The sequence below is a fragment of the Streptomyces sp. NPDC093149 genome (genome assembly GCF_044754145.1).
In the GTDB taxonomy this organism is placed as follows: Bacteria; Actinomycetota; Actinomycetes; order Streptomycetales; family Streptomycetaceae; genus Streptomyces.
In genome coordinates this window covers 452,168-477,029 of sequence record NZ_JBIVON010000001.1, presented here as the reverse complement: position 1 = coordinate 477,029, position 24,862 = coordinate 452,168, and the positions used below count along the sequence as shown (strand labels likewise).

Genomic DNA, 24,862 nt, shown 5'->3' with positions numbered 1-24,862 from the left:
TCCGGCCCGGCCTACACGCCCACCCCTCGCATCAGCACCCCGGCCAGGGACGCGGCGAAGTCGTCGAGGGACTGCGGCGGTGCTCCGGCCTCCGTGGCCTCGTAAGCGAAAGCCCGCTGCGCACAGGCCCCCAGGAGCAGTGAGGCGGCCGCGTACGTGTCCGCGTCGGCTCGCACCCGTCCGGCGGCCTGCTCGGAGCGCAGATAGGCGTCCAGGCCGCGGATGGGCATGTGCGGGCCGGTGCCCAGCTCCCGCATCGCCGCGTTGTGGCGTTCCTTGAGCGTGGGCTCGGCGTACAGCGAGGCGGCGATCGGGAAGCTCTGCTCGTAGAAGAGGGCCGCCTGGCGGGCGATCTCGGTGAGGTTCTGCTCGACGGTCCGCTCCCCCGCCCCAGGGCTCGCGATGAGCCGCTTCAGCAGCGGGTTGAGTCTGGGCAGCCGTTCCTTGAGCACGGCCACGAACAGCTCCTCCTTGCTCGGGAAGTGCTTGTAGAGCGCGGCCTCCGAGCAGCCGGCGGCCCTGGCGATCTCCTTGGTGGTGGCGCGGGCCAGGCCGATGGTGAGCATCAGCTGATGGGCGGCGTCGACGATGCGGACGCGGGCCGGCTTCTGCTCCATGTGGACTCCAGTGAAGCTTGACGAGGTGGTGAGTATCCGCTCACCCTAGGGGTGAGTGAATACTTACCCACCCCAGGAGGGTGCGCAATGAGGATCACAGTGTTCGGCGCGACGGGCGGGGTCGGTCAGGAGATCGTCCGCCAGGCGGTGGCGGCGGGGCACGAGGTGACGGCGGTCGTGCGCGATCCGGCGCGGCTGCAGGTCCCGCTCTCCGACGTACAGGTCCGCACGTTGGCGCGCATCGACGATCCGGAAGCACTGCGCGAGACGGTCACGGGCCGGGACGCGGTGCTCTCCGGACTCGGTTCGCGCGGCCGGAGGGCCGACGGCGTCGCGGAACGGCTCACCGGGTCGGTGCTGCGGGCGATGGAGGCCGAGGGGACGCGGCGGCTGGTCGTGGTCAGCGCCGCCCCGGTCGGACCCCGGCCCGCCGACGACCCGCTGCCGGACCGGCTGGTCCGCAGGGTGGTCGGAGCGATCCTCAAGGAGGTCTACGAGGACCTGACGCTGATGGAGGCCGCGCTCGCCAGGAGCGCGACGGACTGGACGTCCGTACGGCCGCCGAGGCTCACCGACGGGCCTCTGACGGGGAAGTACCGGACTGTCGTCGGCGGCAGTCCGCGCGGCGGCCGGACCATCTCACGGGCCGATGTGGCACACGCGATGCTGGCGCTGATCGACGATCCCGCCGCGGTGAAGCAGGGCGTGGGCGTGGCGTACTGAGCGGCGAGGCGGCGCACCGGGTGTCGCGAGCCGGTGAACCTTTCCGGTCACGTCGCTAGCTAGTGCTGTGGCCGGAAAGGTTTGCCGGGAAGCTCGCGGCGTTCGGTGCGGTGCTTCGCAAGGCGGAGGATCGCCCTCGTACGGGACGTACTCGGGTGATGCGACAACGCGGCGAGGTGCCGTGCCGGGCGTCGCGAGCCGGTGAACCTTTCCGGTCACGGCGCTAGAGGCTCACGCCGACCGTCACGGGTTCATTGACGAGCGTGACGCCGAAGGCCTCGTGGACCCCGGCGACGACCTCGCGGGCGAGCGCGAGCAGGTCCTCGGTGGTCGCGCCGCCGCGGTTGGTGAGCGCGAGGGTGTGCTTGGTGGAGATACGGGCCGGGCCGGTGCCGTATCCCTTGGTGAAGCCGGCCTTGTCGATGAGCCAGGCCGCGGAGGTCTTGGTGCGCCCTCCGTCCGCGGGGAAGGCGGGGGGCGTCACCTCATGACCGAGCCGGTCCTTGGCGCGGGCGAGGAACGTCTCGTACTCCGCCTGCTCCAGGATCGGATTGGTGAAGAAGGAGCCGGCCGACCAGGAGTCGTGGTCCTCGGGGTCCAGCACCATGCCCTTGCCGGCGCGGAGCTTGAGCACCGTTTCGCGGGCGGCCGCGACGGGCACGCGCTCGCCCTGCTCGACGCCCATGACACGCGCCGTTTCGGGGTACTTCAGGGGCGCGGACAAACCGCCTGCGTCTTCCAGTTCGAAGCGGACACGCAGCACCACGAAACGGTCGGGTTCGGCCTTGAAGCGACTGTGCCGGTACGAGAACGCGCACTCGGCGTTCGGAACGGTGACCGTTTCACGGGCGCGGCGGTCGTAGGCGACGACCTCAGTGATCGTGGAGGACACTTCCTGGCCGTAGGCGCCGACGTTCTGGATCGGCGTCGCACCCGCGGATCCCGGAATTCCGGCCAGACACTCGATGCCGGCGAGACCTGCTTCGACGGTGCGCGCCACGGCGTCCGTCCAGATCTCACCGGCGGCCAGTTCCAGCGTCGTGCCGTCCAGGGCGAAGCCCTTGGTCGCGATGCGCAGCGCCGTACCGTCGAAGCCCTTGTCGCCGATCACCAGGTTGCTGCCGCCGCCGATGACGAGGAGCGGGGTGCCGCTGTCGTCGGCCTCGCGCACGGCTTCGATCACCTCGGCGTCGGTCGTCGCCGTGAGGAGGCGGGCGGCGGGGCCGCCGAGCCGGAAGGTGGTCAGGGGGGCGAGGGGGGCGTCGTGGAGTTCCTGCACGGGGACAAGAGTACGGTCCGTGGCCCCGCCGCTCGGGCGGGGCCACGGACCGCGCGCACGGGACCGCGGTTCAGGCGGCCACGGGGACACGCTCCCCGGCGGCCTCGGGCTCCGGGACCGGGGCGTGGCGGCGGCCCGGTATCAGCAGGGCGACGAGGGCGGCCAGCGCCACCGCGCCGGCACCGATCCACACCGCCGGAACGGTCCCGTCCGTGAAGGACCGCGCCGAGTCGTAACCACCCTGCGAGGAGAAGACCGTGGCGAGCACGGCGACCCCGAGGGCTCCGCCGACCTCGCGCAGGGCGTTGTTGGCGCCGGAGGCGATGCCCTGCTCGGTGGGGCGGACGCTGGACATCACGAGGCTGGCGGCGGGTGCGAAGTACAGGGCCATGCCGGCGCCGCCGACCATCAGGCCGGGCAACTGCGAGACGTACGAGGTGTCGGGTCCGATGACCATCGCGAAGAAGGCCAGGCCGATCGCCTGGAGCGCGAGCCCGGCCACGACCACCGGCCGGCCGCCGAACCGGTCGGAGAGCGCCCCCGCGACGGGGGCGACCAGCATCGGCATTCCGGTCCAGGGCAGCATCCGCAGGCCGGCCTCGGTGGGCGTGTAGCCCAGCACGCCCTGGAAGTACTGGCTGAGCAGGAAGATCGAGCCGAACATCCCGAGGAACATCAGCAGACCGGCCATGTTGATCCCGAAGAACGCGCGGTCACGGAAGAGCCGCATGGGCAGCATCGGGTTCTTCGCACGGAATCCGTGGTGGATGAACCCGCCGATGAGCGCGGCGCCCACGAGCAGCGCGGTGAGGACGGTGGCGCTGGTCCAGCCGTCGGTGTTGGCGTTGACCAGGCCGTAGACGATGCCGAAGAGCCCGCCGCTGACCAGGAGTGTGCCGGGGACGTCGAGCCGCGAGTTCGGCGCGTACGACTCCGCCAGGCGCAGCCGCGCCAGTGGCAGCAGGACCAGACCGATCGGAACGTTCAGCCAGAAGATCCACTGCCAGGACAGGTGCTCGGTGAGGCTGCCGCCGATCAGCGGTCCGCTGGCCACGGCCAGTCCGGTGACGGCACTGAAGATGCCGAGCGCGGCGCCGCGGCGGGCGGCCGGCACGGCGGCCGTGAGCAGCGTGAGCGTCAGCGGCATCATGATCGCCGCGCCCACGCCCTGGACGGCCCGGAAGGCGATGAGTTCATTGATGCCGGGTGAGAGGGCGGCAGCGGCGGAGGCCCCGGTGAAGACGGTGAGCCCGGCGAGGAAGAGCCGGCGTCGGCCGAACCGGTCACCGAGCGCCGCCCCGAGCATCAGCAGCACGGCGAAGGTGAGGGTGTACGCGTTCACGGTCCATTCGAGCTCCGCCAGTTCACCGCCGAGACTCTTGCGGATGGAGGGCAGGGCGGTGGTGACGACGAGGTTGTCGAGAGCCGCCATGAATCCGGCGACGCTGGTGATCACGAGGGCCCAGACCGCTCCTGAGCGGCCTGCCGTGTGCTGGCTCACTGTTCCCCCTGGGGATTAGTTATCAATGACTAACTTGTCCGGGCAGAAAACCGGGCGGAACCCGGGTCGCACTGTTCAGGCGGCCGGCCTGGCCGAGTCGTAGAACCCCGACCAGACCCGGTGACCGGCCGGGAAGCCGAGCGAGGCGAGGGTGTTGACGAGCATGCCGTACGCAAAGAACGTCGTCGTCTCGTCGAGATCGGCACCGAGCGCCAGATGGACCTCGTCCCACATCTGCAGCCAGCCCGCACGGACCGACTCGCCGAACTCGTGATCCCCCGCCGCCTCGGCCGCCGCGACGGCCGCGTACATCTGCATCTGCATCAGCAGCTTGTCCGGGTCGCCGACGATCAGGCGCTGGTACGCCTCGGCCATGGCATGCAGCGCCTCGTCGCCCTCAAGACCCTCGGCCGCCTCCGAGAAGACCTTCCGGGTGTCCACGAGACAGCGCTCGGCGGCGGCCAGGAACATGGCCTTCTTGTTGGGGAAGAGGCGGAAGAGGTACGGCTGCGAGACCCCCACCCGCTTGGCGATCGCCTCGGTGGAGGTGGCGTCGTATCCGCCGCGGGCGAACTCGGTGACCGCCGCGCGGATGACGCTCTCGCGTCGCTCTTCTGCACTCATCCTTGCCATGCAATTAAGTTAGTACTCAATCACTAACTTGGTCAAGCGCGGGATCCCGGCCGCGACGGGCGCATGGGCAAGACGGGCGCATGCGTGAGGGGCACCGCCCCCACGGACGGTGCCCCTCACACCACATTCGGCGGCCTCAGCCGAGCTGCACCACGGCGCGGGACATGCCCAGCACCTTCTTGCCCTCGCTCATGACCGTCAGATCCACCCGCACCCGCTTGTCGTCCAGCAGGGCGGCCACCTTGCCCCCTACCTCGATCAGGGCGCCCTCGTCGTCGTTCGGGACGACGACCGGCTTGGTGAAGCGGACCCCGTACTCGACGACCGCACCCGGATCGCCGGCCCAGTCCGTGACCACCCGGATCGCCTCGGCCATGGTGAACATGCCGTGCGCGATCACGTCCGGCAGTCCGACCTCACGGGCGAACTTCTCGTTCCAGTGAATCGGGTTGAAGTCACCGGAAGCGCCCGCGTACTGCACCAGCGTGGCCCGGGTCACCGGGAAGGACCGCGCCGGCAGCTCCGTACCGACCTCGACCGACTCGTAAGCAACCTTCGCCGTCATCACGCCTCCTCGGCGGCGCGCGCCACCAGCTTCGTCCACGCGGTCACGACGTGCTCACCGGACTCGTCGTGGACCTCGCCACGGATGTCCAGGATGTCGTTGCCCGCCAAGGACTTGACGTCCTCGATCGTCGAGGTGACCGTCAGCCGGTCCCCCGCCCGAACGGGACGCGTGTAGGCGAACTTCTGGTCGCCGTGCACGACGCGGCTGTAGTCCAGACCCAGCTGCGGGTCCTGCACCACCTGCCCCGCGGCCTTGAAGGTGATCGAGAAGACGAACGTCGGCGGCGCGATCACATCGCTGTGACCGAGCGCCTTGGCGGCTTCGGGGTCGACGTACACCGGATTGGCGTCACCCACCGCCTCGGCGAACTCGCGAATCTTCTCCCGGCCGACCTCGTACGGCGGAGTGGGCGGATAGGTCCGCCCCACGAAGGAATGGTCGAGCGCCATGTGCTCGCTACCTCCTGATGAAAGATGAAAAGACCGAGGGACAGCCCCATACAACGACACGAGGCCGCCCCCGGTGGGGACGGCCTCGTGTACGAGCCTTTTTCAGCGCGTTTCGCGGTGCGCCGTGTGCGAGTTGCAGCGCGGGCAGTGCTTCTTCATCTCAAGACGGTCCGGGTTGTTACGCCGGTTCTTCTTGGTGATGTAGTTCCGCTCCTTGCACTCCACGCAGGCCAGCGTGATCTTCGGGCGGACGTCGGTGGCAGCCACGTGAGTGCTCCTTGGACGGACGGATGGACGGATGAACGCAAAAAAGAGTAGCCGATCGAAGGACCGACCCCACAATCGGCTACCGTAAGTAGCGGTGACCGGACTTGAACCGGTGACACAGCGATTATGAGCCGCTTGCTCTACCGACTGAGCTACACCGCTTTGATGAAGAGTCCCCCCGCCGAAGCGGGGTTTCCCGATCACCAGAGCCCCAATGCGGAATCGAACCGCAGACCTTCTCCTTACCATGGAGACGCTCTACCGACTGAGCTATTGGGGCGAGCGATGAAGACATTACACGGTTGGTCGCCGATCGCCCAAATCCGTTTCGGAGCCCCGTCCGGCGACCGTGACCGGCACCCGGCCGATCCCTTGACCGGCCGCTTTCCCGCCCGCCCATCAGCGGCTTGAGCAGCGCCTCGGCGACCACATGGACCGCTTCGGCCCCAGCAGCACACCCGTGCCCCGGATCCCTCTCGGGGGCCACACCGGTACGACTATTTCGCTCCTCCTCGAACCGGACCGAACACGCCCCTAGGCTCGTCTCACTCTGCGTGATCTTGTCCCCCTTCCCAGGAGCGCGATGCCCGACAGCCAGCCGTGGCAGCCGGACGACCACACCGCCGACGCGGCCGATGCGACCAGCAGCCCCGACACCGCCGAGACCGGCACCCTGGTGCTCTGCGGCGCCCGGCTCACCGACGGCCGCGTCGTGGACGTACGGCTCGGTGGCGGACGCATCGAGGCCGTCGGGACCGCGGGCAGCCTGACCACCCCCGGCCCGCGGGTGGACCTGCGCGGTCATCTGCTGCTCCCCGCCCCCGCCGAACCGCACGCCCACAGCGACACCGCGCTCACCGCCGGCGGTACGGGTCCCGACACCCCGGGCCCCGTGTCGCACCGCCCCGAGGACATCCAGCGCCGCGCCACCGAGGCCGCCCTGCTGCAGCTCGGCCACGGCGCCACCGCGCTGCGCGCGCACGTACGGATCGGCTCCGTCCAGGGCCTCGCCTCCCTGGAAGCGGTGCTGCGGGCCCGCGATTCGCTGCGCGGACTGGCCGAACTGACCCCCGTCGCCGTGCCTCGGCTGCTCACCGGCGTCGCGGGCGCCGACAATCTCGCCATGCTGCGTGAGGCGGTGAAGATGGGGGTCGGCGCGGTCGGCGGCTGCCCCGACCTCGATCCGGACCCGGCGGGGTACGTGGAAGCCGTCCTGGAGATCGCCGCCGAACAGGGCTGCCCCGTCGATCTGCACACGGACGGTGACGATCCGGCCCGGCTCGGCCGACTGGCCGCCATGTCCGGCGGGCTGCGGCCGGGCGTCTCCATCGGTCCGTGCGCCGGTCTCTCCCTGCTCCCTTCGCAGTCCTCGGCACGAGCCGCCGACCAGCTCGCCGCCGCCGGGGTGACGGTGATCTGTCTCCCCCAGGGCGGCTGCAGCGGGGTCGAGGGCCGGGGCACCGCGCCCGTACGGCTGCTGCGCGCGGCCGGCGTCCGGGTCGCGGCGGGCAGCGGGGCGCTGCGGGATGTCGCGAACCCGGTGGGCCGCGGGGACCCGCTGGAGGCGGCCTACCTGCTGGCCTCACAGAGCGGCTTGCGCGCCGACGAGGCCTACGAGGCGGTGTCCTCGGCCGCCAGGAGGGCGATGGGGCTGCCCGAGGTCCGGGTCGAGGCGGGCTTCCCCGCCGAGCTCCTCGCCGTGCGCGGGGAGCAGCTCTCGGGCGCGCTGTCGCTCGCCTACAGCCGGGTCGTGGTGCACCGCGGCCGGGTGGTGGCACGGACGAGCGCGGTGCGCGAGTACTGCGACTCGGAGACCGTCGTCGCCCTCGGCCTGCCGCGCCAGGGCCGGCCGGGTTCCGGCCCCTGCGGCGGGCCCTGAGCACGGTGGCCCGCGGCGGCGTACGGTCGTGAGCATGCGCATTGTCATCGCAGGTGGACATGGTCAGATCGCGCTTCGGCTGGAGCGGCTGCTCGCCGCGGGCGGGTACGAGGCCGTCGGCGTCATCCGTAATCCGGAACAGAGCCAGGACGTCCGGGCGGCAGGCGCCGAACCGGTCGTCCTGGATCTGGAATCCGCCTCCGTCGAAGAGGTGGCCCAGGTGCTGCGCGGCGCCGACGCGGCGGTCTTCGCGGCCGGCGCGGGCCCGGACAGTGGCGCGGCACGCAAGGAGACGGTGGATCGCGGTGCGGCCGTGCTGTTCGCGGACGCGGCGGAACGGGCGGGCGTACGGCGCTACGTCGTGGTCTCGTCGATGGGCGCCGATCCCGACCACCCGGGGGACGAGGTCTTCGACGCGTATCTGCGGGCGAAGGGCGCCGCGGACGCGTATGTGCGCTCCCGGAGCGCGCTCGACTGGACGATCCTGCGTCCCGGGATGCTGACGAACGACGCGGGCACGGGAACGGTCCTCCTGGCCGCTTCGGCGGGCCGTGGACCGGTGCCGCGCGACGACGTGGCGGCGGCGCTGGTGGAACTGCTGGAGACGCCGGCGACGGCGGGCCTCACGCTGGAGCTCGTCTCGGGGAGTGTGCCGGTGGCGGTCGCGGTGAAGGACGTGGCGGGGAACTGAGCCGTTGATTCGGCTCTCCGAGGCCGCGCGCCTCGCCCCGGCCGACGGCCCGCCCCTTCGGTTCAGCCGCCCGGCGCCGGGCGGACCGTGATGCCGTGGCGCTCCAGCAGGGCGGCGGTGACGCCGTCGCCCTCGCGGAGCTCGCCCGCGAACGTGCCGTCATAGACGCTGCCGCGCCCGCAGGAAGGGCTGCGGGCCATCAGCAGCGCCTCGGTGCACCCGGCCCGCCGGGCGGCCTCCAGTGCGCGCCGGGCGCCGTCCACGAACTGGTCCGTGACGTCGTGCCCGGTGTCGTCGACGACGCGGGCGCGGCCGTCGAGGACGTCGTGCCCGTCGCCCCCGACGATCTCGGCGGGGCGACGCGGGGTGGGCAGTCCGGCGGCGACCTCGGGGCAGAAGACGACGGGACGTCGGTCCCCGAGGGACCCGGCCACGGCGGCGGAGGTCTTGGCGCGGCCGTCGAAGCGGCAGGGCACACCGTGCAGACAGGCGCTGACCAGCACAGGTTCCATGTTCATGACCCTCCCGGCAGAAACGGCCCTCGCCGCAGGAACACTCCTCGCGGCAGACACAAAGAAGGCCCCCGTCCTAGGACAGGGGCCTTTCCATGTGGCGGCGCCAGGGTTCGAACCTGGGTAGGCTGAGCCGGCAGATTTACAGTCTGCTCCCTTTGGCCACTCGGGCACACCGCCAGGGATTGTCGCCATGAGAACCGCTTTTCGGCGGTGCTCCTTGGCAACGACGTAAACGATACCCGATGCCCAGGGGTGCTCCGCCACTGGATTGATCAGCGACCCGATCGGGCGCGGGTGACCGAGGGCTGTTCCTGTGTTCCCTGGTGGACCGGTGCGCGGCGTCGGCCCGCCGGGTCGCGGGCCGACGGGCGCCTTCGCGCCGGGCGCATTCGGGCGATACGGCGACGTGGCGGACTGTCGTGGCTGTCGTCGCACGCCCGCCGGGGACCACGGGACAGCCCTTAGGCTTTGATCGGCGACGCGGGGCCGGCAGGCCCGCCGCCGCCCGTATTGCACCCCGTTCCCAGCACCCCCGATACAAGGAGCCACACGTCATGGCCGACTCCAGTTTCGACATCGTCTCGAAGGTCGAGCGGCAGGAGGTCGACAACGCCCTCAACCAGGCCGCCAAGGAAATCTCGCAGCGTTACGACTTCAAGGGCACCGGCGCCTCGATCTCCTGGTCCGGCGAGAAGATCCTCATGGAGGCCAACGGCGAGGAGCGGGTCAAGGCGATCCTCGACATCTTCCAGTCCAAGCTGATCAAGCGCGGCATCTCGCTGAAGTCGCTGGACGCGGGCGAGCCGCAGCTGTCCGGCAAGGAGTACAAGATCTTCGCCACGATCGAGGAGGGCATCTCCCAGGAGAACGCCAAGAAGGTGGCGAAGACCATCCGCGACGAGGGCCCGAAGGGCGTCAAGGCGCAGGTCCAGGGCGACGAGCTCCGGGTCAGCTCGAAGAGCCGGGACGATCTGCAGGCCGTGCAGGCGCTGCTGAAGGGCAAGGACTTCGACTTCGCCCTGCAGTTCGTGAACTACCGGTAGGTCCTCGGCAGGTCGCGGGCCTTCCGGGCGCGGGGTGGCGCGGTGCGGGATGCGCCGCTCCGCCCCGCACCCGGGATGTGATGTCCGAATACCGCCGGTCGCGTCGGAGCGGGGGACGCAGACTTGTCCGTACCGGACGACGATCCTGTCGATTTCCGGCCGTGACGGACAAGGAGAGGGACGAGTCATGACCATGTACGCAACGGTCGACAGCCCGCTGGGTGAACTGCTGCTGGTCGGCGAGGAAGCCCCCGGCGCGGCCGGCGGGGTCGCTCTCACCTCGCTCTCGCTTCCCGGCCAGAAGGGCGCTGCGGTCGTCCAGGACGGGTGGGTTCACGCACCGGAGGTTTTCGCCGGGATCGCCGCACAGCTCCGGGAGTACTTCGAGGGACGGCTGACCCGTTTCGACATCGTCCTCGCGGACGGACTCGGCACCGATTTCCAGCGACGCGTCTGGGCCGCCCTGGACACGGTCCCGTACGGGGAGACCGTGTCGTACGGACAGATCGCCGAACGGATCGGTACGCCGGGGGCGGGCATGCGTGCCGTGGGTACGGCGATCGGGCGCAATCCCCTGCTGGTCGTACGGCCGTGCCATCGGGTGATCGGCTCCGACGGGATGCTGCGGGGTTACGCGGGGGGCGTGGGGCGCAAGGAACAGCTTCTGGGGCTGGAAGGCGCCCTGGCGGTGCGCTGACATGTCCGGGCTCTTCCCGAGGCCTCGGGCCGTCGTCGCGCCGGGGGCCGTGCATGTGCCCGAGTGGCTGTCGCCGCAGCGCCAACGGGAGCTGGTGGCGGCCTGCCGGGAATGGGCGCGGGGGCCCGTGCCCCTGCGGCACACCGTGCTGCCGGGTGGCGGGGTGATGTCCGTACAGACGGTCTGCCTGGGGTGGCACTGGCAGCCGTACCGGTACTCACGTACGGCCGACGACGTGAACGGGGCACGGGTCGCCGAATTGCCCGAGTGGCTCGCGGAGTTGGGACGGGAGGCCCTGCGGGAGGCGTACGGGGGCGAGGGCCCGGTGCGGACGTACGCGCCGGACACCGCCCTCATCAACTTCTACGACGGCACGGCCCGGATGGGCATGCACCAGGACAAGGAGGAGCGGTCCGGCGCTCCGGTGGTGTCGCTCAGCGTCGGCGACACATGCGTCTTCCGCTTCGGGAACACCGAGAACCGGGGAAGGCCCTACACGGACGTGGAATTGGCCTCCGGCGACCTGTTCGTCTTCGGCGGACCCTCACGCTTCGCGTTCCACGGTGTACCGAAGGTCTACCCCGGGACGGCCGATCCGGCGACGGGACTGAGTCGTGGCCGGCTCAATCTGACCCTGCGCGAGACCGGGCTGGGTGCTCCTGGGCGCTGACGGGCGTCAGCGGCGTTCGCGGGAGTTCCCGAAGAGCAGCCGGTAGAGGATCAGCAGGACCAGCGAACCGCCGATGGCCGCGACCCAGGTGGCCGTGTCGTAGAAGTCGTTGGAGATGGGGCGGTCGAGGAAACGCGAGGATATCCAGCCGCCGAGGAAGGCACCGATGATCCCGATGAGGGTGGTGCCGACCAGGCCGCCCGGGTCGCGTCCCGGGAGCAGGATCTTGGCGATGGCGCCGGCAAGCAGTCCGAGAATGATCCAACCAATAATGCTCATGCGTGCGAACCTACCCGTCACTCGGTCTTGGAATCCAAGACGTTCCTGCCGGTCGGACGGTTGCGAACGGGCGGTCGCGGCCGGCGGGCGGGCCGTGTCCCGCCCGCCCGCGGGTCATACGCGGGCGCTGAAATCCGGCCAGGGCGCCATCTCTGCCCCTTCATCCTCGGACTCCTCGCAGTACCACGCGGTGCCGTCCAGCCAGCCGCGCAGCCACTGGGCGAGATCGGGCTGATCCACGTACCAGGCGCGCTCCGGCTCGTCGGCGTTCGGCTCGAAGAGCAGCACCGTGGTGCGTTCGCTGCGGCAGTCGACGCAGGAATACATCCCGCATCCCAGGCTGCATATCGGCAGGACGCCCTCGGGCCACGGCCGGCCGTCCTCCTCGGCCGCGGCTCGGCGGTGGGCGAGGTACTGCGCGACGGCGGACTCCTCCCCGTCCGCGGCACGGTCGCCGATCAGCGGGAGCAGACCGTACTCCGGCCCGAAGCCCCCGTTGGCGATCCGGGTGTACAGCGCGGTGAGCAAGGGCGGCAGCGTGAACCCCAGGACGGCTTCGGCACGCGCGACGGCCTCGGTGGACAGGGGCGCCGGAAGGGGGTTCTTATCCCAGCGCGGGGTGGTGCGCGCGGTCTTCTCCGCGACTGCCAGCAACTGCTCGGTGTCGGTCATGGGTTCATGGTGAACGACGGCACTGACAATCGGCCGGGGCCGTCGGCGCGTGCGGCTCCCGGCGGCGCGCGCGGCGTCCGCACCGGCGCCGGGGTCCCGTCCCGGCCCTTCTCCCGTCGGCATCTCTCCCGTCGACGGATACCGGTGTCCTACCAGCCGGTGTCCTACCAGCCGGTGTCCTACCAGCCGGCGAACTGCTGGTCCGTCCGGACGATCTCCTTGCCGAAGGGCATCAGGGAGACGGGGATCATCTTGAAATTGGCGATGCCGAGCGGGATGCCGATGATCGTGATGCACAGTGCGATGCCGGTGGTGATGTGTCCGAGGGCGAGCCACCAGCCCGCGAGGATCAGCCACAGGACGTTGCCCGCGCAGGAGGGCGCGCCCGCGTCCCGGCGGTCGACGACGGTGTAGCCGAAGGGCCACAGCGCGTAGACGCCGATACGGAAGGCCGCGAGGCCGAACGGGATGCCGATGATCGTGATGCACAGCAGGAGGCCTGCGGCCATGTAGCCGAGGAACATCCAGAAGCCGCACAGGACCAGCCATATGACATTCAGGATTGTCTTCACGGACGATGACCTGCCATCTGCTCGAGTCGGGCGATGCGCTCCGCCATCGGCGGGTGTGTCGAGAACATCTTGGACATGCCCTGGCCGGGACGGAAGGGGTTCGCGATCATCATGTGGCTCGCGGTCTCGATCCTCGGCTCCGGGGGCAGCGGGAGCTGTTTCGTGCCGGCGTCGAGTTTCCGCAGGGCGCTGGCGAGGGCCAGTGGGTCGCCGGTCAGCTGGGCTCCCGAGGCGTCCGCCTCGTATTCGCGGGAACGGCTCACGGCCAGCTGGATGACGGACGCGGCCAGTGGTCCGAGGATCATGATCAGCAGCATGCCCAGGATGCCGGGGCCCTCGTCGTCGTTGGACCGGCCCACCGGGATCAGCCAGGCGAAGTTGACCAGGAACATGACGACGGAGGCGAGTGCTCCGGCGACGGACGAGATCAGGATGTCGCGGTTGTAGACATGGCTCAGCTCGTGCCCGATGACTCCGCGCAGCTCCCGCTCGTCCAGGATCTGCAGGATGCCCTCGGTGCAGCAGACCGCCGCGTTGCGCGGGTTGCGGCCGGTGGCGAAGGCGTTGGGGGCCTGCGTCGGGGAGATGTAGAGGCGGGGCATGGGCTGGCGGGCCGCTGTCGAGAGCTCGCGGACCATGCGGTAGAGCTGTGGCGCCTCGAACTCGCTGACGGGGCGGGCCCGCATGGCCCTGAGTGCCAGTTTGTCGCTGTTCCAGTACGCGTAGGCGTTGGTGCCGACGGCTACGAGGAGCGCGACGATCAGGCCCGTACGTCCGAAGAAGCTTCCGATGACGATGATGAGTGCGGACAGTCCCCCGAGGAGTACGGCGGTTTTCAGCCCGTTGTGCCGGCGGTGCACGGTACGCCCTCCAAGTGGTGCGGCAGGGGAACCCTTTGCTTGGTGGTCTCCACTCCCCCAGTGGAGCCTCCCGTACAGGTCAACGCCAGGCGAGGAGAGCTAGTTCCCTTGTGCGTGCGGCCGTGGGGCCGGGCCTGTCCGGCACATGTGGCCGGATCAGGCTCTGGGCCGTACGAGTGGAGGGGCCGCGTGCGACGGTCCGTGCCCGGTGGGTCAGCGCTGGGCGGGGAGGCCGGCGATCGCGAGGGCCTCGGGGTCCGGCTTGATCTCACTGGTGCAGTGGGCGCAGCGCGAGGCGATGGCCGGGATCTCGGTGTAGCAGCGGGGGCAGTCGCGCAGGGCGGCCTTGATGTCGACCTTCTCGTCCGCCTTGGAGAAGCGGCTCTGGACCTTCGTCATGGGAACGACGACGCCGAAGTAGAGCACCGCTGCGGTGATCAGGAAGGCGATGGCGGCGGCCAGGAACTTCCCGTACGGGAAGATGGCGCCCTCGATCGAGAACTCCGCCGAGCTGAAGTCGCCGACGGAGCCGGTGGCGAGCCCGATCAGCGGCGTGATGAAGGCGGTGCTGAATCCGGTGACGACTGCGGTGAACGCGGCTCCCACGGCCAGCCCGATGGCCATGGAGATGACGTTTCCGCGCAGGATGAAGTCCTTGAACCCGTTCAGCACTGCTCTTGCTCCTCTGGGAATGGGTGCGTGTGGGGATGTGCGGGCATGACCTTGCCCTGTGCGGGCGGTGCCGGGCAAACCGATCTTGGGAACGTCGGAAGAGTCAGAAGAGATTGACGGCGGCGAACCTGAGGACCGTCTGCGGGGCGCCGGAGAGCAGCACGCCGACGACTGCGGTGAGGGCGATCGCGAGGGTGAGGTGGGCCGGGGCGCGGTGCCCGGCGGGAACGGCGGCGCCCGCGGGTCCGCCTTCCGCCACGGGTACGGCTCCGCCCTCCGGGACCTCCTCCGGGGACCGGAAGAGCGCGGCGGTCCACTGCAGGTAGTAGTAGAGCGCGATCACGACGTTGACGGCCATGACGACGGCGAGCCAGCCGAGTCCCGCGTCGACGGCCGCGGAGAAAACCGTGACCTTGGCGAAGAGGCCGACGATGCCGGGCGGCAGGCCGGCCAGGCAGAGCAGGAAGAAGGCCATCGCGAGGGCGGCGAGGGGGCGGGTGGCGTACAGGCCGCGGTAGTCGGAGAGCCGGTTCCCCGCGTTCGTGCGGGCGACGAGCGCGGCGACCGCGAAGGCGCCGAGGTTCACGACGGCGTACATGAGGGCGTACGCGACGGTGGAGCCGATGTGTTCGTCACTGGAGTACGCGGCGGCGGCGATCGGCACCAGGAGGTAGCCGGCCTGCGCGACGGACGACCAGGCGAGCAGGCGTACGGCGCTGCGGACGCGGGTGGCGTTCTGGCGCAGGGCGGCCACGTTGCCGATCGTCATGGTGAGCGCGGCGAGGACGGCGAGGGCCGGCCCCCAGACGTCGGCGTACGCCGGGAACGCGATCACGCCGACGAGGATGAGGCCGGAGAAGCCGACCGCCTTCCCGACGACCGAGAGGTAGGCGGCGACCGGCAGGGGGGCGCCGACATAGGTGTCGGGCACCCAGAAATGGAAGGGCGCGGCGGCCGTCTTGAAGGCGAAGCCGACCAGGGTGAGGACGACGCCCGCCTTGGCGAGGGTGTCGAGCTGCCCCGGCACGTCGTCGAGCCGGGTGGCGAGCTCCGTGAGGTGCAGGGTGCCGGTGGTCGCGTACACGAAGCTGACGCCGAGCAGCATGACGGCGGTCGCGACGACGGAGGAGAGGAAGAACTTCAGCGCGGCTTCGGAGGACCGCCGGTCGCCGCGCTTCATGCCGACCAGGGCGAAGGCGGGCAGCGAGGCGACTTCGAGGGCGACCACGAGGGTGGCGAGGTCGCGGGCGGCGGGCAGGAGTGCCGCGCCCGACGCCGAGGACAGCAGGAGGAACCAGAACTCGCCGGCGGGGAGCCTGCGTGTGTCGCCGAGGGAGAGCAGGGCGGTCAGCAGGGCGCCGCCGAGCACCAGGGCCTGGATGACGAGGGCGAAGTGGTCGGCGGTGTAGCTGCAGGCACCGGGGCCACCGGTGGCGGTGGTCGCGGCGGTCAGGCAGAAGGTGGAGCGGTCCCCGTCGCGCAGCGGGACGAGGAAGGCGAGTGCGGCGACGAGTCCGGCCATGGTGACCCACCCGAGGAGCGGCTTGCGCTCCTCGGGGAGGAAGAGGTCGGCGACCAGGACGATCAGGGCGACGGCCGCGACGACGACCGGGGGCGCGATGGCGAGCCAGTCGACGGACTGGACGAGGCTGGTGGTGTTCTCGGCCGCTGTGGTGACGACGCCCGGGGTGACGACGGCTGTGGTCACGACTTGCCTCCTGCGAGGAGCTTCTGCACGGCGGGGTCGGTGAGGCCGAGGAGGACGGCGGGCCACAGACCGGCGAGGACGGTGAGGGCGACGAGCGGGGTCCAGGCGGCGAATTCATAGCTCCGGATGTCGGCGATCCGGTGCGCTTCCTCGCGCTTCTCGCCCATGCAGACCCGGCGCACGACCAGGAGCATGTACGCGGCGGTGAGCAGGGTGCCGAACGCGGCGATCGACATGAAGGTCAGGAAGGCGGGGCGGCTGAGCCCCTCGGCCGGGTGGAACGAGCCGAACAGGGCGAGCATCTCGCCCCAGAAACCGGCCAGTCCGGGCAGGCCAAGGGAGGCGACGGCGGCGAAGGCGAGGAGGCCGCCGAGGCGGGGCGCGCGGCCGTAGAGCGCGGCCCCGGTGGCGCCGGAGAGGGTGTCGAGGTCTGCGGTGCCGTACCGCTCCTTGACCGCGCCCACCAGGAAGAACAGCAGGCCGGTGATGAGGCCGTGGGCGATGTTCGCGAAGAGCGCGCCGTTGACCCCGGTGGGGGTCATGCTCGCGATGCCGAGGAGCACGAAGCCCATGTGTCCGACGGAGGAGTAGGCGATCAGACGCTTGAGATCGCCCTTGGAGCCCGGCCGGACCAGCGCGAGGCAGGCGAGCGATCCGTAGACGATGCCGACGACCGCGAAGGCGGCGAGGTAGGGCGCGAAGGTGTGCATCCCGTCCGGGGCGATGGGGAGCAGGATACGGACGAATCCGTACGTGCCCATCTTCAGCAGGACGCCCGCCAGCAGGACCGAGCCGACGGTCGGGGCGGCGGTGTGGGCGTCCGGGAGCCAGCTGTGCAGCGGCCACATCGGGGTCTTCACGGCGAGCCCGACACCGATCGCCAGAACGGCGATGACCTGCACGGACGAGGTGAGGCCCCGGCCGTTGTCAGTGGCGAGTGCCACCATGTCGAAGGTGCCGCTCTTCAGTCCGATGAGGAGCAGGCCCAGCAGCATGATCACCGAGCCGAGCAGTGTGTAGAGGATGAACTTCCAGGCGGCGGCCTGCCTCGCGGCACCGCCCCAGCGGGCGATGAGGAAGTACATCGGGATGAGCACCATCTCGAACGCCAGGAAGAACAGCAGCAGGTCGAGGACGGCGAAGGTCGCGAGGGTGCCGGACTCCAGGAGGAGGACGAGTGCGACGAAGGCCTTCGGGGAGGGGCCCGCGGGCATTTTGAAGTAGCTGTAGAGCGCGCAGAGGAAGGTCAGCAGCGCGGTCAGCACGAGAAGGGGGAGCGAGATGCCGTCGATGCCGAGATGGATGCGGACGTCGAGCGCCGGGATCCAGCTGATGTCGGTGGTGGCCTGCATCTTCGACGGATGGTCGTGGTCGAAGCCCGCGGCCAGCACGATCGTGGCGAGAAGGATCGCGCCGGTGACGGTCACACCGTGGCGGAGCACGGCCTGGTCGGGGCTGGATCCCTTCAGTCCGGGCGGGGCCGGCAGGAGCGCGGCCACGGCGCCGACGAGGGGGGCGACCACGATGAACGCGAGAAGGAACTGCATCACGGATGCGCTGATATCGATCACGGCTCACGACCCGGCGTTGATGGTGGCGAAGACGACGGCGGCGACCGCCAGGACCAGGGAACCGGCGAGGAGTGCGCTGAGGTAGGTCTGCACATTGCCGGTCTGGGCGCGGCGGACGGCGGTGCCGAGCCAGCGGGCGCCGGTGCCGGAGCCGCGTACGTACGTGTCGATGACCTCGCGGTCCAGGAAGCTGACGAGACTCGCCGCGGCCCGTACGGGGCGGACGAACAGCGTCGTGTACACGGCGTCGAGGTGGAAGCCGGCGGCGGCGTGGCGGTGCAGCGGGCCGAGCAGCAGGCGGCCCGGATCGGCCGGGTCGGGGACCTCTCCGTCCGCGCCGTAGGCGGCTGTGTGGGCGGTCATCGCCTGGGCTTCGAGGAGGGCGGGTTCGGCGTCGGGGTGGGCGACGACCGTGCCCGCCGGGGTGCGGGCGGCGAGTGCCGAGGTGTGGCGCCAGGCACCGTACGTGACGAGGCCGCCGGCGAGCCCGACGCCCGTGGAGAGGACGGCGGTGGTCAGGGACGGGCTGAGGCTGTGCCCGTCGAACCAGTCGGTGATCGCCCCGACGGTCAGTCCGAAGGCGATGGTGGGGACGGCGAGGACCCAGAGGACGGCGGTCATCGCGACGGGCTGCCTGCCGTGATCGGGGGCTTCGGCGCCGCGGCCCCGGAAGGCGAGGAGCCAGAGGCGGGTGGCGTAGGCGGCGGTGAGGACGGCGGCGAGCAGCCCGGCGACGAGGACGGTCCAGCCGGCGGCGGCCGGGGCGACGTGCCGGTCCCCGAGTGCGGTGTGCTCGGCGGCGACGAGGACGGCTTCCTTGGAGAAGAAGCCGGCGAACGGCGGGATGGCGGCGAGCGCGAGAAGGGCGACGGTCATCGTCCAGCAGGCGTCCGGGATGCGCTTCGCCAGGCCGCCCATGCGGGACATGGCGGCCAGTGAGTTGGTCCCGGCGGCGTGGATGACGACACCCGCCGCGAGGAAGAGGACGGCCTTGAACGCACCGTGGGACAGGAGGTGGAAGACGGCGGCGCCGCGGTCGCCGACGGCGAGGGCGCCGGACATGTAGCCGAGCTGGCCGATCGTCGAGTACGCGAGGACGCGCTTGATGTCGTCCTGGGCGAGGGCGGCGAGTCCCGAGCCGATCATCGTGATCGCCGCCATCACGGCGAGGACGACGAGGGCCGCGCCGGACTGGGCGAAGACGGGCAGGAGCCGGGCCACGAAGTAGATGCCGGCGGCGACCATCGTCGCGGCGTGGATCAGCGCGGAGACGGGGGTGGGGCCGGCCATCGCGTCGGGCAGCCAGGTGTGCAGGGGGAACTGGGCGGACTTGCCGGCGACGCCCGCGAGGAGCAGCAGGGCGATGAGCGTGGGGTGGTCCAGGCCGCCGTTCGCGACGGCGCCCAGGATGCGGGTGATGCGGAACGAGCTGGTGTCCGCGGCGAGCGCGAACAGGCCGATCAGGAAGGGGACGTCGCCGAGCTTGGTGACCAGGAAGGCCTTGAGGGAGGCGGCGCGGGCTTCGGCCGTCTCCCAGTAGTGGCCGACGAGGAAGTACGAGCAGATGCCCATGATCTCCCAGCCGACCAGCAGCACCATCAGGTCGCCGGAGTAGACGACGAGCAGCATCGCGGAGGTGAAGAGGGAGACGAGGGCCGCGTACGAGGGGTAGCGGGGGTCGTCGCGCAGGTAGGCGGTCGAGTAGATCTGCACGCAGGTCGCGACGAGCCCCACCAGGACGGCGACGAGAACGGCGAAGCCGTCGAGGTGCAGGGCGAGGTCGATGGGGACCGAGCCGGTGGGGGTGAGCCGGGTCGCCGCGTCGATGGCCCGTCCGCCGCCCTGGCGGGAGGCGATGACGGCGGTGAGCACGAAGGCGGTGAGCGTGGGCAGTACGGCCAGGGGGCGTACGTAGCCGGGCGCGCGGCGTCCGAGAAGGAGACCGGCCGCGGCGCCCAGGAACGGAAGGAGGGGGACGAGGACGGCGAGGGTCGTGGTGGTCACGCGGTGGCCTCTGCCTTCTTTGCCTTCCCTGCCGCAGCAGTGGCCTGGTCTTCGGTGCCGATGGCCTCGTCGCCGGGGAGGGATTCGGCGGCGTCGGTCTCGGCGGTGTCTCGGAGGCGGTCGACGTCGGAGGTGCCGCGGTTGCGGTGGACGGCGAGGACGATCGACAGGCCGATGCCGATCTCCGCAGCGGCGATGGCGATGGTGAACAGCGTGAGGGCCTGGCCGGAGTGGAGGGTGTCGCGGAGCCAGACGTCGAAGGCGACCAGGTTGAGGTTGACGGCGTTGAGCATCAGCTCGACGGACATCAGGACCAGGATCGCGTTGCGGCGGGCGAGCACTCCGTACAGCCCGGTGCAGAAAAGGAGGGCGGCGAGCACGGCGGGATAGGCGAGGTGCATCAGCTCTGCTCCTTACCGCGCTTGCGGGACAGGACGATCGCGCCGACGAGGGCGGCGAGCAGCAGGACGGAGAGTGCTTCGAACGGCAGCACCCAGTGCCGGAAGAGGAAGGAACCGGTCGCCTCGGTGGAGCCCCGGGCCGGTCCGTCCAGGTCGATCCAGGTGGTGCGGAAGGCGTCGACGACGACCCAGACGAGCGTGCCGGCGGCGGCCGCCGCCACGCCGAGGGCGGCCCAGCGGTTGCCGGAGTCGGCATCCGGGGAGCGACCGATGGGGGCCTTGGTGAGCATCAGTCCGAAGAGCAGGAGGACGACCACGGAACCGACATAGATCAGTACCTGCACCCAGGCGATGAACTCCGCGGTGAGCAGGAGGTACTCGACGGCGAGACCACCGAGCGCCACGACCAGCCAGAGGGCGGCGTGCACCAGTTGCTTGGTCGTGACGGTGACGAGGGCCGCGCCGAGGGTGGCGATGCCGACGAGGACGAAAGCGATCTCGATGCCGGTCGGTGAGAGGAAGCCGGAGTGGGCGGAGTGGGCCGCGGCGGCTGCGAGTGTCACTCCTCCCCCTCTTCTTCCGTCGGGACCTGCTGGGACTGCTGGGCTTCCTGTGCCTGCTGTGCCTGTTCGGCTTCCTGTGCCTGCTGTGCCTGTTCGGCTTCCTTGATCCGCTGGGCTTCGAGCTTCTCCGCCGTCTTGCGGGCGGCGGCGATCTCCTTCGGCTCCTCCGCGCCCGGGTCGAGCGCGGGCGGTTCCGGCACCGTCCACATCCACTCGCGGAGCTTGTCGCGCTCATGGGTGAGTTCGAGGATGTCCGTCTCCGCGTACTCGAACTCCGGCGACCAGAACAGTGCGTCGAAGGGACACACCTCGATACAGATACCGCAGTACATGCAGAGCGAGAAGTCGATCGCGAAACGGTCGAGGACATTGCGGCTGCGTTCGCGGCCGCCCGGCGTGGCGGCGGGCACCGTCTCCTTGTGGGAGTCGATGTAGATGCACCAGTCCGGGCATTCACGGGCGCAGAGCATGCAGACCGTGCAGTTCTCCTCGAACAGGGCGATGACGCCGCGGGAGCGGGGCGGGAGCTCGGGCTGGACGTCCGGGTACTGCGCGGTGACCGTCTTCCTCGTCATGGTCCGCAGGGTGACGGCCAGGCCCTTGGCCAGGCCGGAGCCGGGGATGCGGGGCCGGGAGGTCGGGAGCGACTCGGCCATCAGTTCATCGCCACCTTCACGATGCCGGTGAGCGCGATCTGCGCGAGAGCGAGCGGAATGAGGGTGGTCCAGGCGAGCTTCTGCAGCTGGTCCTCGCGGAGCCGGGGATAGCTCACGCGCAGCCAGATGACGACGAAGGCGAGGACCGCGATCTTGAGGAGCGTCCAGACCCAGCCGAGGCCGCCGGCGCCGAAGGGGCCGTGCCAGCCACCGAGGTAGAGGACGGTGGTCAGTGCGCACAGGACGACGATGCCCGCGTACTCGGCCAGCAGGAACAGCGCGAAGCGCAGGCCGGTGTACTCGGTGTACGCGCCGAAGATGATCTCCGAGTCGGCGACCGGCATGTCGAACGGCGGGCGCTGCAGCTCGGCGAGCCCGGCCACGAAGAAGACCAGGGCGCCGACGATCTGCCAGGGCAGCCACCACCACTCGAAGGCGTCGAGGATGCCGGGGAGGGAGACGGTGCCGGCCGCCATGGCCACGGATGCGGCGGCGAGCAGCATCGGCAGTTCGTAGGCGAGCAGCTGGGCGGCGGTACGCAGGCCCCCGAGGAGGGAGAACTTGTTGGCCGAGGCCCAGCCCGCCATCAGCGAGCCCAGCACTCCGACGCCCATCACGGCGAGCACGAAGAAGATGCCCGCGTCGACGACCTGTCCGACCGCGCCCTCGCCGGGGCCGATCGGGATGGCGACGAGCACGAGGAGGTACGGAAGCAGGGCGACGGCCGGTGCGAGCTGGAAGACACGGCGGTCGGCCTCGGCCGGGACGATGTCCTCCTTCTGCGCGAACTTCACGCCGTCCGCGACGAGCTGGGCCCAGCCGTGGAAGCCGCCCGCGTACATGGGTCCCAGACGGCCCTGCATATGGGCCATCACCTTGTGCTCGGTCTGCCCCACGACGAGCGGGAGGACCATGAACACGGCGAAGACGATGACGAGCCGGAGGGCGACGTCGAGTACGTCGTTCACGCGCCATCGCCTCCGGAAGGACGGTCGGGATGCGGCTCGGACGTGGGGTCCGGGGCCGGGGTGGTGGGCTGGTCGGGAGCCGTCTCGTCGCGGGCACCCGTGGAGGGCGGCTCGGGTTCGGGGGCGTCGGTGGAGAACGGTTCGGGCTCGGACACGTCCGCAGCGGACGGTTCGGGCTCGGAGACGTCCGCAGTAGACGGTTCGGGCTCGGACGCGTCGGCAGCGGACGGTTCCGGCTCGGACACGTCGGCAGCGGACGGTTCGGGCTCGGGGGTGGCGTCGTAGGCCGGGCGGGCGTGGTGCCAGGGGGCGTCGCCGCTTCCCGACTTCGGCGTCGGCTTCTTCCGCGACGGCTCCGGGGCCGGCCCGCTCGGACCTGCCTCGCCCGGACCCACCTGGTCCCGGGCCGCCTGGTCCCGGGCCGCCTGGTCCGAGGTCGGTCCCATGGGTGTCGTCCCGGATGCGGCCTGTCCGGTCGTGGCCGGTCCGGTCGTGGCCGGCTTCTCCGGCCCGGGCCGCTGGCTCGCCGAGCCCTGCGACGCGCTCCGGGCACGGCGCGGGGCTGCGGGAGGCGCGGCCCCGGCCGCCGACGCCGACGCCGCCGACTCCGGCTGCTGGCTCGCCGAGCCCTCGCTCACACTGCGAGCGCGGCGCACCGGGCGGTCACCCGCGGCGCGCGGGGTACGGGCCGGACGGGACGGGGCGGGCGGGAGCTGGCCCTTCAGGGGGCCCCATTCGTTCGGGTCGGGGACGCCGGGCGGCAGCATCGTGCGCCGCTTCGGGCCGCCGTGCTCCGACTCGCCCGGCTCCTTCGCACCCGGCCAGGCCTTCGCGACACGTGCCGCCAGCACGAAGTCCTTGCGCAGCGGATGGCCCTCGAAGCCCTCGGGCAGCAGCAGCGGCACCAGATGCGGGTGCCCCTCGAAACCGATGCCGAACATCTCGTGCGTCTCGCGCTCGTGCCAGGCGGCGCCCGCGTAGACGTCGATGGCGGTGGGGAGGACCGCCGCGTCGTACGCGACGGTCGTACGGATCAGGAGCCGACGGACCCTGCCCTCGGCCAGGGCGGCGACGTGGACGCAGACGCGAAAGCCCGTACCCGGCTCGTCGACCGCGCTCAGCCAGTCGAAATAGGTGCAGCCCAGCGTGTCGCGGGCCGTTTCGAGGGCGGCGGTCCAGGAGGCGGCCGGGACGTCGACGGTCAGCAGGTCGTACGCGGACTCGGCCGTCGCTCCTTCCCCGAAGAACTCGGCCGCGGCATCCGGGAGGCGGTCGTAGGCGTCGCCGGCAGAGGCGTCGGTCATGTGCGGTCCTCCCCCGGTGTCGGCGGGGCGGCCACCAGGCCGCTGCGCAGTGCGGCGGTGGAGGGACGGCCGCCGCCCGACGTGTAGCGCTCGCCCAGCGACTCGCGGGCGATCTTCTCCTGAAGCTTGAGGATGCCCTGGAGGAGCGCCTCGGGCCGGGGCGGGCAGCCGGGTACGTAGACATCGACCGGAATGATCTGGTCGACGCCCTTCGTCACGGAGTACGAGTCCCAGTACGGACCGCCGCAGTTGGAGCAGGCGCCGAAGGAGATGACGTACTTGGGCTCGGGCATCTGCTCGTACAGCCGCTTCACGGCCGGGGCCATCTTGTCCGTCACCGTGCCGGAAACGATCATGAGGTCGGCCTGGCGCGGACCGGGCGCGAAGGGGATCACACCGAGCCGGATGAAGTCGTGCCGGGCCATGGAGGCGGCGATGAATTCGATGGCGCAGCAGGCGAGCCCGAAGTTGAAGACCCAGAGGCTGTAGCGGCGGCCCCAGTTCAGGACCACCTTCATCGGCTCCGGGGCCAGGCGCGACAGGACGCCGAGCCGCTTGGGCTCCGGCAGGAACGTCGGAACGGGCTGCGGTTCGGGCCCCGCCCCGGGAACCGGCTCCGTCCCCGATCGCGCTGCGGGGCGGTGCTCGGGGGGCGGCGGGCTCGTCACGTCCATTCGAGGACGCCCTTCTTCCATGCGTAGAGCAGTCCTACGGCCAGGAAACCGAGGAAGATGAACATTTCCACCAGAGTCGTCGCCCCGTATCCGGGAGCGGCGAATACGGTCGCCCACGGAAACAGGAAGATCGAGTCGACGGCGAAGATCACGTACAGGAAGGCATAGACGTAATAACGGACCTGGGTATGTGCCCATCCTTCACCCACCGGGTCCACGCCGCACTCGTACGTCAGGAGTTTCTCCGGCGTGGGAACCACGGGGCGCAGCAGCCGGCCGGCCCCGAAGGCCACCGCGACGAACAGCACACCGATCACGGCGAGCAGTCCGACCACGGAATAGCCGTGGAAGTAGTCCGACGCGAGAACGGTCGATTCCGGCAGATCAGCCACGTCCGTCCCTCGCTCCCTCGAACCTGTTCGACGA

At 70.6% G+C, this 24,862-nt stretch carries 29 protein-coding genes and 3 tRNA genes; 6 read left to right on the top strand and 26 right to left on the bottom strand.

Annotation, left to right across the window (positions count from 1 at the left end; translation table 11 throughout):
- Positions 1 to 11: 11 nt before the first annotated feature.
- Complete coding sequence (locus tag ACIQCZ_RS02350; RefSeq protein ID WP_402278893.1) at positions 12 to 617, bottom strand: TetR/AcrR family transcriptional regulator; 606 nt, start codon at positions 615 to 617, stop codon at positions 12 to 14.
- A gap of 87 nt (positions 618 to 704) precedes the next feature.
- Between ACIQCZ_RS02350 and ACIQCZ_RS02345 the strand changes: the two genes are divergently transcribed.
- A complete protein-coding gene (locus ACIQCZ_RS02345; protein WP_402278891.1) occupies positions 705 to 1,340 on the top strand; it encodes an NAD(P)-dependent oxidoreductase in 636 nt (211 codons plus the stop codon).
- A gap of 223 nt (positions 1,341 to 1,563) precedes the next feature.
- Here the strand turns inward: ACIQCZ_RS02345 and ACIQCZ_RS02340 are convergent, their stop codons facing one another.
- The 8 genes from ACIQCZ_RS02340 to ACIQCZ_RS02305 all read right to left on the bottom strand — a co-directional run bounded on the left by ACIQCZ_RS02340 (position 1,564) and on the right by ACIQCZ_RS02305 (position 6,317).
- A complete protein-coding gene (locus ACIQCZ_RS02340) occupies positions 1,564 to 2,619 on the bottom strand; it encodes a UDP-N-acetylmuramate dehydrogenase (protein ID WP_402278889.1) in 1,056 nt (351 codons plus the stop codon).
- 70 nt (positions 2,620 to 2,689) lie between these two features.
- The gene (locus ACIQCZ_RS02335; RefSeq protein WP_402278887.1) at positions 2,690 to 4,120 is read right to left on the bottom strand and encodes an MFS transporter; all 1,431 of its coding nucleotides are present in this window, start codon (positions 4,118 to 4,120) and stop codon (positions 2,690 to 2,692) included.
- 75 nt (positions 4,121 to 4,195) lie between these two features.
- On the bottom strand, positions 4,196 to 4,744 hold the full coding sequence (locus ACIQCZ_RS02330) for a TetR/AcrR family transcriptional regulator (protein WP_402278886.1): 549 nt from the start codon (positions 4,742 to 4,744) through the stop codon (positions 4,196 to 4,198).
- A gap of 145 nt (positions 4,745 to 4,889) precedes the next feature.
- On the bottom strand, positions 4,890 to 5,318 hold the full coding sequence (locus ACIQCZ_RS02325; RefSeq protein WP_351085030.1) for a MaoC family dehydratase: 429 nt from the start codon (positions 5,316 to 5,318) through the stop codon (positions 4,890 to 4,892).
- Positions 5,318 to 5,770, bottom strand: coding sequence for a MaoC family dehydratase N-terminal domain-containing protein (locus tag ACIQCZ_RS02320; protein WP_402278883.1), 453 nt, complete (start codon positions 5,768 to 5,770; stop codon positions 5,318 to 5,320). Before ACIQCZ_RS02320 ends, ACIQCZ_RS02325 begins: the two co-directional genes overlap by 1 nt.
- Before the next feature lie 102 nt (positions 5,771 to 5,872).
- Positions 5,873 to 6,037, bottom strand: a complete 165-nt coding sequence (gene rpmG, locus ACIQCZ_RS02315; protein ID WP_003956487.1) for a 50S ribosomal protein L33 — start codon at positions 6,035 to 6,037, stop codon at positions 5,873 to 5,875.
- Between the two features lie 89 nt (positions 6,038 to 6,126).
- A tRNA-Met gene (locus ACIQCZ_RS02310) sits at positions 6,127 to 6,199 on the bottom strand.
- A gap of 45 nt (positions 6,200 to 6,244) precedes the next feature.
- Positions 6,245 to 6,317: transfer RNA gene (locus tag ACIQCZ_RS02305), tRNA-Thr, on the bottom strand.
- 303 nt (positions 6,318 to 6,620) lie between these two features.
- Between ACIQCZ_RS02305 and ACIQCZ_RS02300 the strand changes: the two genes are divergently transcribed.
- Together ACIQCZ_RS02300 and ACIQCZ_RS02295 are read left to right on the top strand one after the other, a co-directional pair.
- Positions 6,621 to 7,916, top strand: coding sequence for an amidohydrolase family protein (locus tag ACIQCZ_RS02300; protein WP_402278881.1), 1,296 nt, complete (start codon positions 6,621 to 6,623; stop codon positions 7,914 to 7,916).
- A 34-nt stretch (positions 7,917 to 7,950) separates the two neighbouring features.
- A complete protein-coding gene (locus ACIQCZ_RS02295; RefSeq protein WP_402278879.1) occupies positions 7,951 to 8,607 on the top strand; it encodes an SDR family oxidoreductase in 657 nt (218 codons plus the stop codon).
- Positions 8,608 to 8,669: 62 nt separating this feature from the next.
- Here ACIQCZ_RS02295 and ACIQCZ_RS02290 read toward each other — a convergent pair whose 3' ends face one another.
- Complete coding sequence (locus tag ACIQCZ_RS02290) at positions 8,670 to 9,119, bottom strand: DUF523 domain-containing protein (protein ID WP_402280189.1); 450 nt, start codon at positions 9,117 to 9,119, stop codon at positions 8,670 to 8,672.
- A gap of 98 nt (positions 9,120 to 9,217) precedes the next feature.
- Positions 9,218 to 9,299 (bottom strand) — tRNA-Tyr (locus tag ACIQCZ_RS02285).
- A gap of 377 nt (positions 9,300 to 9,676) precedes the next feature.
- Here ACIQCZ_RS02285 and ACIQCZ_RS02280 point away from each other — a divergent pair.
- The 3 genes from ACIQCZ_RS02280 (at position 9,677) to ACIQCZ_RS02270 (ending at position 11,532) form a co-directional block, all read left to right on the top strand.
- Complete coding sequence (locus ACIQCZ_RS02280; protein ID WP_351085021.1) at positions 9,677 to 10,165, top strand: YajQ family cyclic di-GMP-binding protein; 489 nt, start codon at positions 9,677 to 9,679, stop codon at positions 10,163 to 10,165.
- A 187-nt stretch (positions 10,166 to 10,352) separates the two neighbouring features.
- A complete protein-coding gene (locus ACIQCZ_RS02275; protein WP_402278877.1) occupies positions 10,353 to 10,862 on the top strand; it encodes a methylated-DNA--[protein]-cysteine S-methyltransferase in 510 nt (169 codons plus the stop codon).
- Position 10,863: 1 nt separating this feature from the next.
- Positions 10,864 to 11,532, top strand: a complete 669-nt coding sequence (locus ACIQCZ_RS02270; RefSeq protein WP_376210984.1) for an alpha-ketoglutarate-dependent dioxygenase AlkB — start codon at positions 10,864 to 10,866, stop codon at positions 11,530 to 11,532.
- Positions 11,533 to 11,538: 6 nt separating this feature from the next.
- Here the strand turns inward: ACIQCZ_RS02270 and ACIQCZ_RS02265 are convergent, their stop codons facing one another.
- The 15 genes from ACIQCZ_RS02265 to ACIQCZ_RS02195 all read right to left on the bottom strand — a co-directional run bounded on the left by ACIQCZ_RS02265 (position 11,539) and on the right by ACIQCZ_RS02195 (position 24,828).
- A complete protein-coding gene (locus tag ACIQCZ_RS02265) occupies positions 11,539 to 11,811 on the bottom strand; it encodes a GlsB/YeaQ/YmgE family stress response membrane protein (RefSeq protein ID WP_376210982.1) in 273 nt (90 codons plus the stop codon).
- Positions 11,812 to 11,925: 114 nt separating this feature from the next.
- Entirely contained in the window at positions 11,926 to 12,483 is a 558-nt protein-coding gene (locus tag ACIQCZ_RS02260) for an SMI1/KNR4 family protein (RefSeq protein ID WP_402278875.1), read from the bottom strand.
- 179 nt (positions 12,484 to 12,662) lie between these two features.
- Positions 12,663 to 13,055 carry a YccF domain-containing protein gene (locus ACIQCZ_RS02255; RefSeq protein WP_376283555.1) on the bottom strand — a complete coding sequence of 131 codons (393 nt, stop codon included), beginning with the start codon at positions 13,053 to 13,055 and terminating at the stop codon, positions 12,663 to 12,665.
- Complete coding sequence (gene htpX, locus ACIQCZ_RS02250; RefSeq protein WP_351085008.1) at positions 13,052 to 13,915, bottom strand: zinc metalloprotease HtpX; 864 nt, start codon at positions 13,913 to 13,915, stop codon at positions 13,052 to 13,054. The genes ACIQCZ_RS02255 and htpX overlap by 4 nt, the downstream gene beginning before the upstream one ends.
- Positions 13,916 to 14,128: 213 nt before the next feature.
- Positions 14,129 to 14,587, bottom strand: coding sequence for an MscL family protein (locus ACIQCZ_RS02245; RefSeq protein WP_402278872.1), 459 nt, complete (start codon positions 14,585 to 14,587; stop codon positions 14,129 to 14,131).
- A 103-nt stretch (positions 14,588 to 14,690) separates the two neighbouring features.
- On the bottom strand, positions 14,691 to 16,295 hold the full coding sequence (locus tag ACIQCZ_RS02240) for an NADH-quinone oxidoreductase subunit N (RefSeq protein WP_402278870.1): 1,605 nt from the start codon (positions 16,293 to 16,295) through the stop codon (positions 14,691 to 14,693).
- Positions 16,292 to 17,842, bottom strand: coding sequence for a NuoM family protein (locus ACIQCZ_RS02235; RefSeq protein ID WP_402280187.1), 1,551 nt, complete (start codon positions 17,840 to 17,842; stop codon positions 16,292 to 16,294). The genes ACIQCZ_RS02240 and ACIQCZ_RS02235 overlap by 4 nt, the downstream gene beginning before the upstream one ends.
- Before the next feature lie 27 nt (positions 17,843 to 17,869).
- Entirely contained in the window at positions 17,870 to 19,870 is a 2,001-nt protein-coding gene (locus tag ACIQCZ_RS02230; RefSeq protein WP_402278868.1) for an NADH-quinone oxidoreductase subunit L, read from the bottom strand.
- Positions 19,867 to 20,271 carry an NADH-quinone oxidoreductase subunit NuoK gene (gene nuoK / locus ACIQCZ_RS02225; protein ID WP_351085000.1) on the bottom strand — a complete coding sequence of 135 codons (405 nt, stop codon included), beginning with the start codon at positions 20,269 to 20,271 and terminating at the stop codon, positions 19,867 to 19,869. The genes ACIQCZ_RS02230 and nuoK overlap by 4 nt, the downstream gene beginning before the upstream one ends.
- The gene (locus ACIQCZ_RS02220) at positions 20,271 to 20,834 is read right to left on the bottom strand and encodes an NADH-quinone oxidoreductase subunit J (protein ID WP_376210964.1); all 564 of its coding nucleotides are present in this window, start codon (positions 20,832 to 20,834) and stop codon (positions 20,271 to 20,273) included. Before ACIQCZ_RS02220 ends, nuoK begins: the two co-directional genes overlap by 1 nt.
- Positions 20,831 to 21,490 (bottom strand): NuoI/complex I 23 kDa subunit family protein, encoded by a 660-nt coding sequence (locus tag ACIQCZ_RS02215; RefSeq protein WP_402278865.1) that lies wholly within the window; start codon positions 21,488 to 21,490, stop codon positions 20,831 to 20,833. The genes ACIQCZ_RS02220 and ACIQCZ_RS02215 overlap by 4 nt, the downstream gene beginning before the upstream one ends.
- Entirely contained in the window at positions 21,490 to 22,458 is a 969-nt protein-coding gene (locus tag ACIQCZ_RS02210) for an NADH-quinone oxidoreductase subunit H (RefSeq protein WP_402278863.1), read from the bottom strand. Before ACIQCZ_RS02210 ends, ACIQCZ_RS02215 begins: the two co-directional genes overlap by 1 nt.
- The gene (locus ACIQCZ_RS02205) at positions 22,455 to 23,762 is read right to left on the bottom strand and encodes an NADH-quinone oxidoreductase subunit C (RefSeq protein WP_402278861.1); all 1,308 of its coding nucleotides are present in this window, start codon (positions 23,760 to 23,762) and stop codon (positions 22,455 to 22,457) included. The genes ACIQCZ_RS02210 and ACIQCZ_RS02205 overlap by 4 nt, the downstream gene beginning before the upstream one ends.
- On the bottom strand, positions 23,759 to 24,436 hold the full coding sequence (locus ACIQCZ_RS02200; protein WP_402278859.1) for an NADH-quinone oxidoreductase subunit B: 678 nt from the start codon (positions 24,434 to 24,436) through the stop codon (positions 23,759 to 23,761). Before ACIQCZ_RS02200 ends, ACIQCZ_RS02205 begins: the two co-directional genes overlap by 4 nt.
- Positions 24,427 to 24,828 carry an NADH-quinone oxidoreductase subunit A gene (locus ACIQCZ_RS02195; protein ID WP_189544080.1) on the bottom strand — a complete coding sequence of 134 codons (402 nt, stop codon included), beginning with the start codon at positions 24,826 to 24,828 and terminating at the stop codon, positions 24,427 to 24,429. The genes ACIQCZ_RS02200 and ACIQCZ_RS02195 overlap by 10 nt, the downstream gene beginning before the upstream one ends.
- Between the last annotated feature and the right edge of the window lie 34 nt (positions 24,829 to 24,862).

Coding starts and splice junctions, on each gene's coding strand:
- ACIQCZ_RS02350 (WP_402278893.1), bottom strand. CDS start 617: ATGGAGCAGAAGCCGGCCCGCGTCCGCATCGTCGACGCCGCCCATCAG.
- ACIQCZ_RS02345 (WP_402278891.1), top strand. CDS start 705: ATGAGGATCACAGTGTTCGGCGCGACGGGCGGGGTCGGTCAGGAGATC.
- ACIQCZ_RS02330 (WP_402278886.1), bottom strand. CDS start 4,744: ATGAGTGCAGAAGAGCGACGCGAGAGCGTCATCCGCGCGGCGGTCACC.
- ACIQCZ_RS02325 (WP_351085030.1), bottom strand. CDS start 5,318: ATGACGGCGAAGGTTGCTTACGAGTCGGTCGAGGTCGGTACGGAGCTG.
- ACIQCZ_RS02320 (WP_402278883.1), bottom strand. CDS start 5,770: ATGGCGCTCGACCATTCCTTCGTGGGGCGGACCTATCCGCCCACTCCG.
- ACIQCZ_RS02300 (WP_402278881.1), top strand. CDS start 6,621: ATGCCCGACAGCCAGCCGTGGCAGCCGGACGACCACACCGCCGACGCG.
- ACIQCZ_RS02295 (WP_402278879.1), top strand. CDS start 7,951: ATGCGCATTGTCATCGCAGGTGGACATGGTCAGATCGCGCTTCGGCTG.
- ACIQCZ_RS02290 (WP_402280189.1), bottom strand. CDS start 9,119: ATGGAACCTGTGCTGGTCAGCGCCTGTCTGCACGGTGTGCCCTGCCGC.
- ACIQCZ_RS02280 (WP_351085021.1), top strand. CDS start 9,677: ATGGCCGACTCCAGTTTCGACATCGTCTCGAAGGTCGAGCGGCAGGAG.
- ACIQCZ_RS02275 (WP_402278877.1), top strand. CDS start 10,353: ATGACCATGTACGCAACGGTCGACAGCCCGCTGGGTGAACTGCTGCTG.
- ACIQCZ_RS02270 (WP_376210984.1), top strand. CDS start 10,864: ATGTCCGGGCTCTTCCCGAGGCCTCGGGCCGTCGTCGCGCCGGGGGCC.
- ACIQCZ_RS02265 (WP_376210982.1), bottom strand. CDS start 11,811: ATGAGCATTATTGGTTGGATCATTCTCGGACTGCTTGCCGGCGCCATC.
- ACIQCZ_RS02260 (WP_402278875.1), bottom strand. CDS start 12,483: ATGACCGACACCGAGCAGTTGCTGGCAGTCGCGGAGAAGACCGCGCGC.
- ACIQCZ_RS02235 (WP_402280187.1), bottom strand. CDS start 17,842: ATGCAGTTCCTTCTCGCGTTCATCGTGGTCGCCCCCCTCGTCGGCGCC.
- nuoK (WP_351085000.1), bottom strand. CDS start 20,271: ATGCACCTCGCCTATCCCGCCGTGCTCGCCGCCCTCCTTTTCTGCACC.
- ACIQCZ_RS02215 (WP_402278865.1), bottom strand. CDS start 21,490: ATGGCCGAGTCGCTCCCGACCTCCCGGCCCCGCATCCCCGGCTCCGGC.
- ACIQCZ_RS02205 (WP_402278861.1), bottom strand. CDS start 23,762: ATGACCGACGCCTCTGCCGGCGACGCCTACGACCGCCTCCCGGATGCC.
- ACIQCZ_RS02200 (WP_402278859.1), bottom strand. CDS start 24,436: ATGGACGTGACGAGCCCGCCGCCCCCCGAGCACCGCCCCGCAGCGCGA.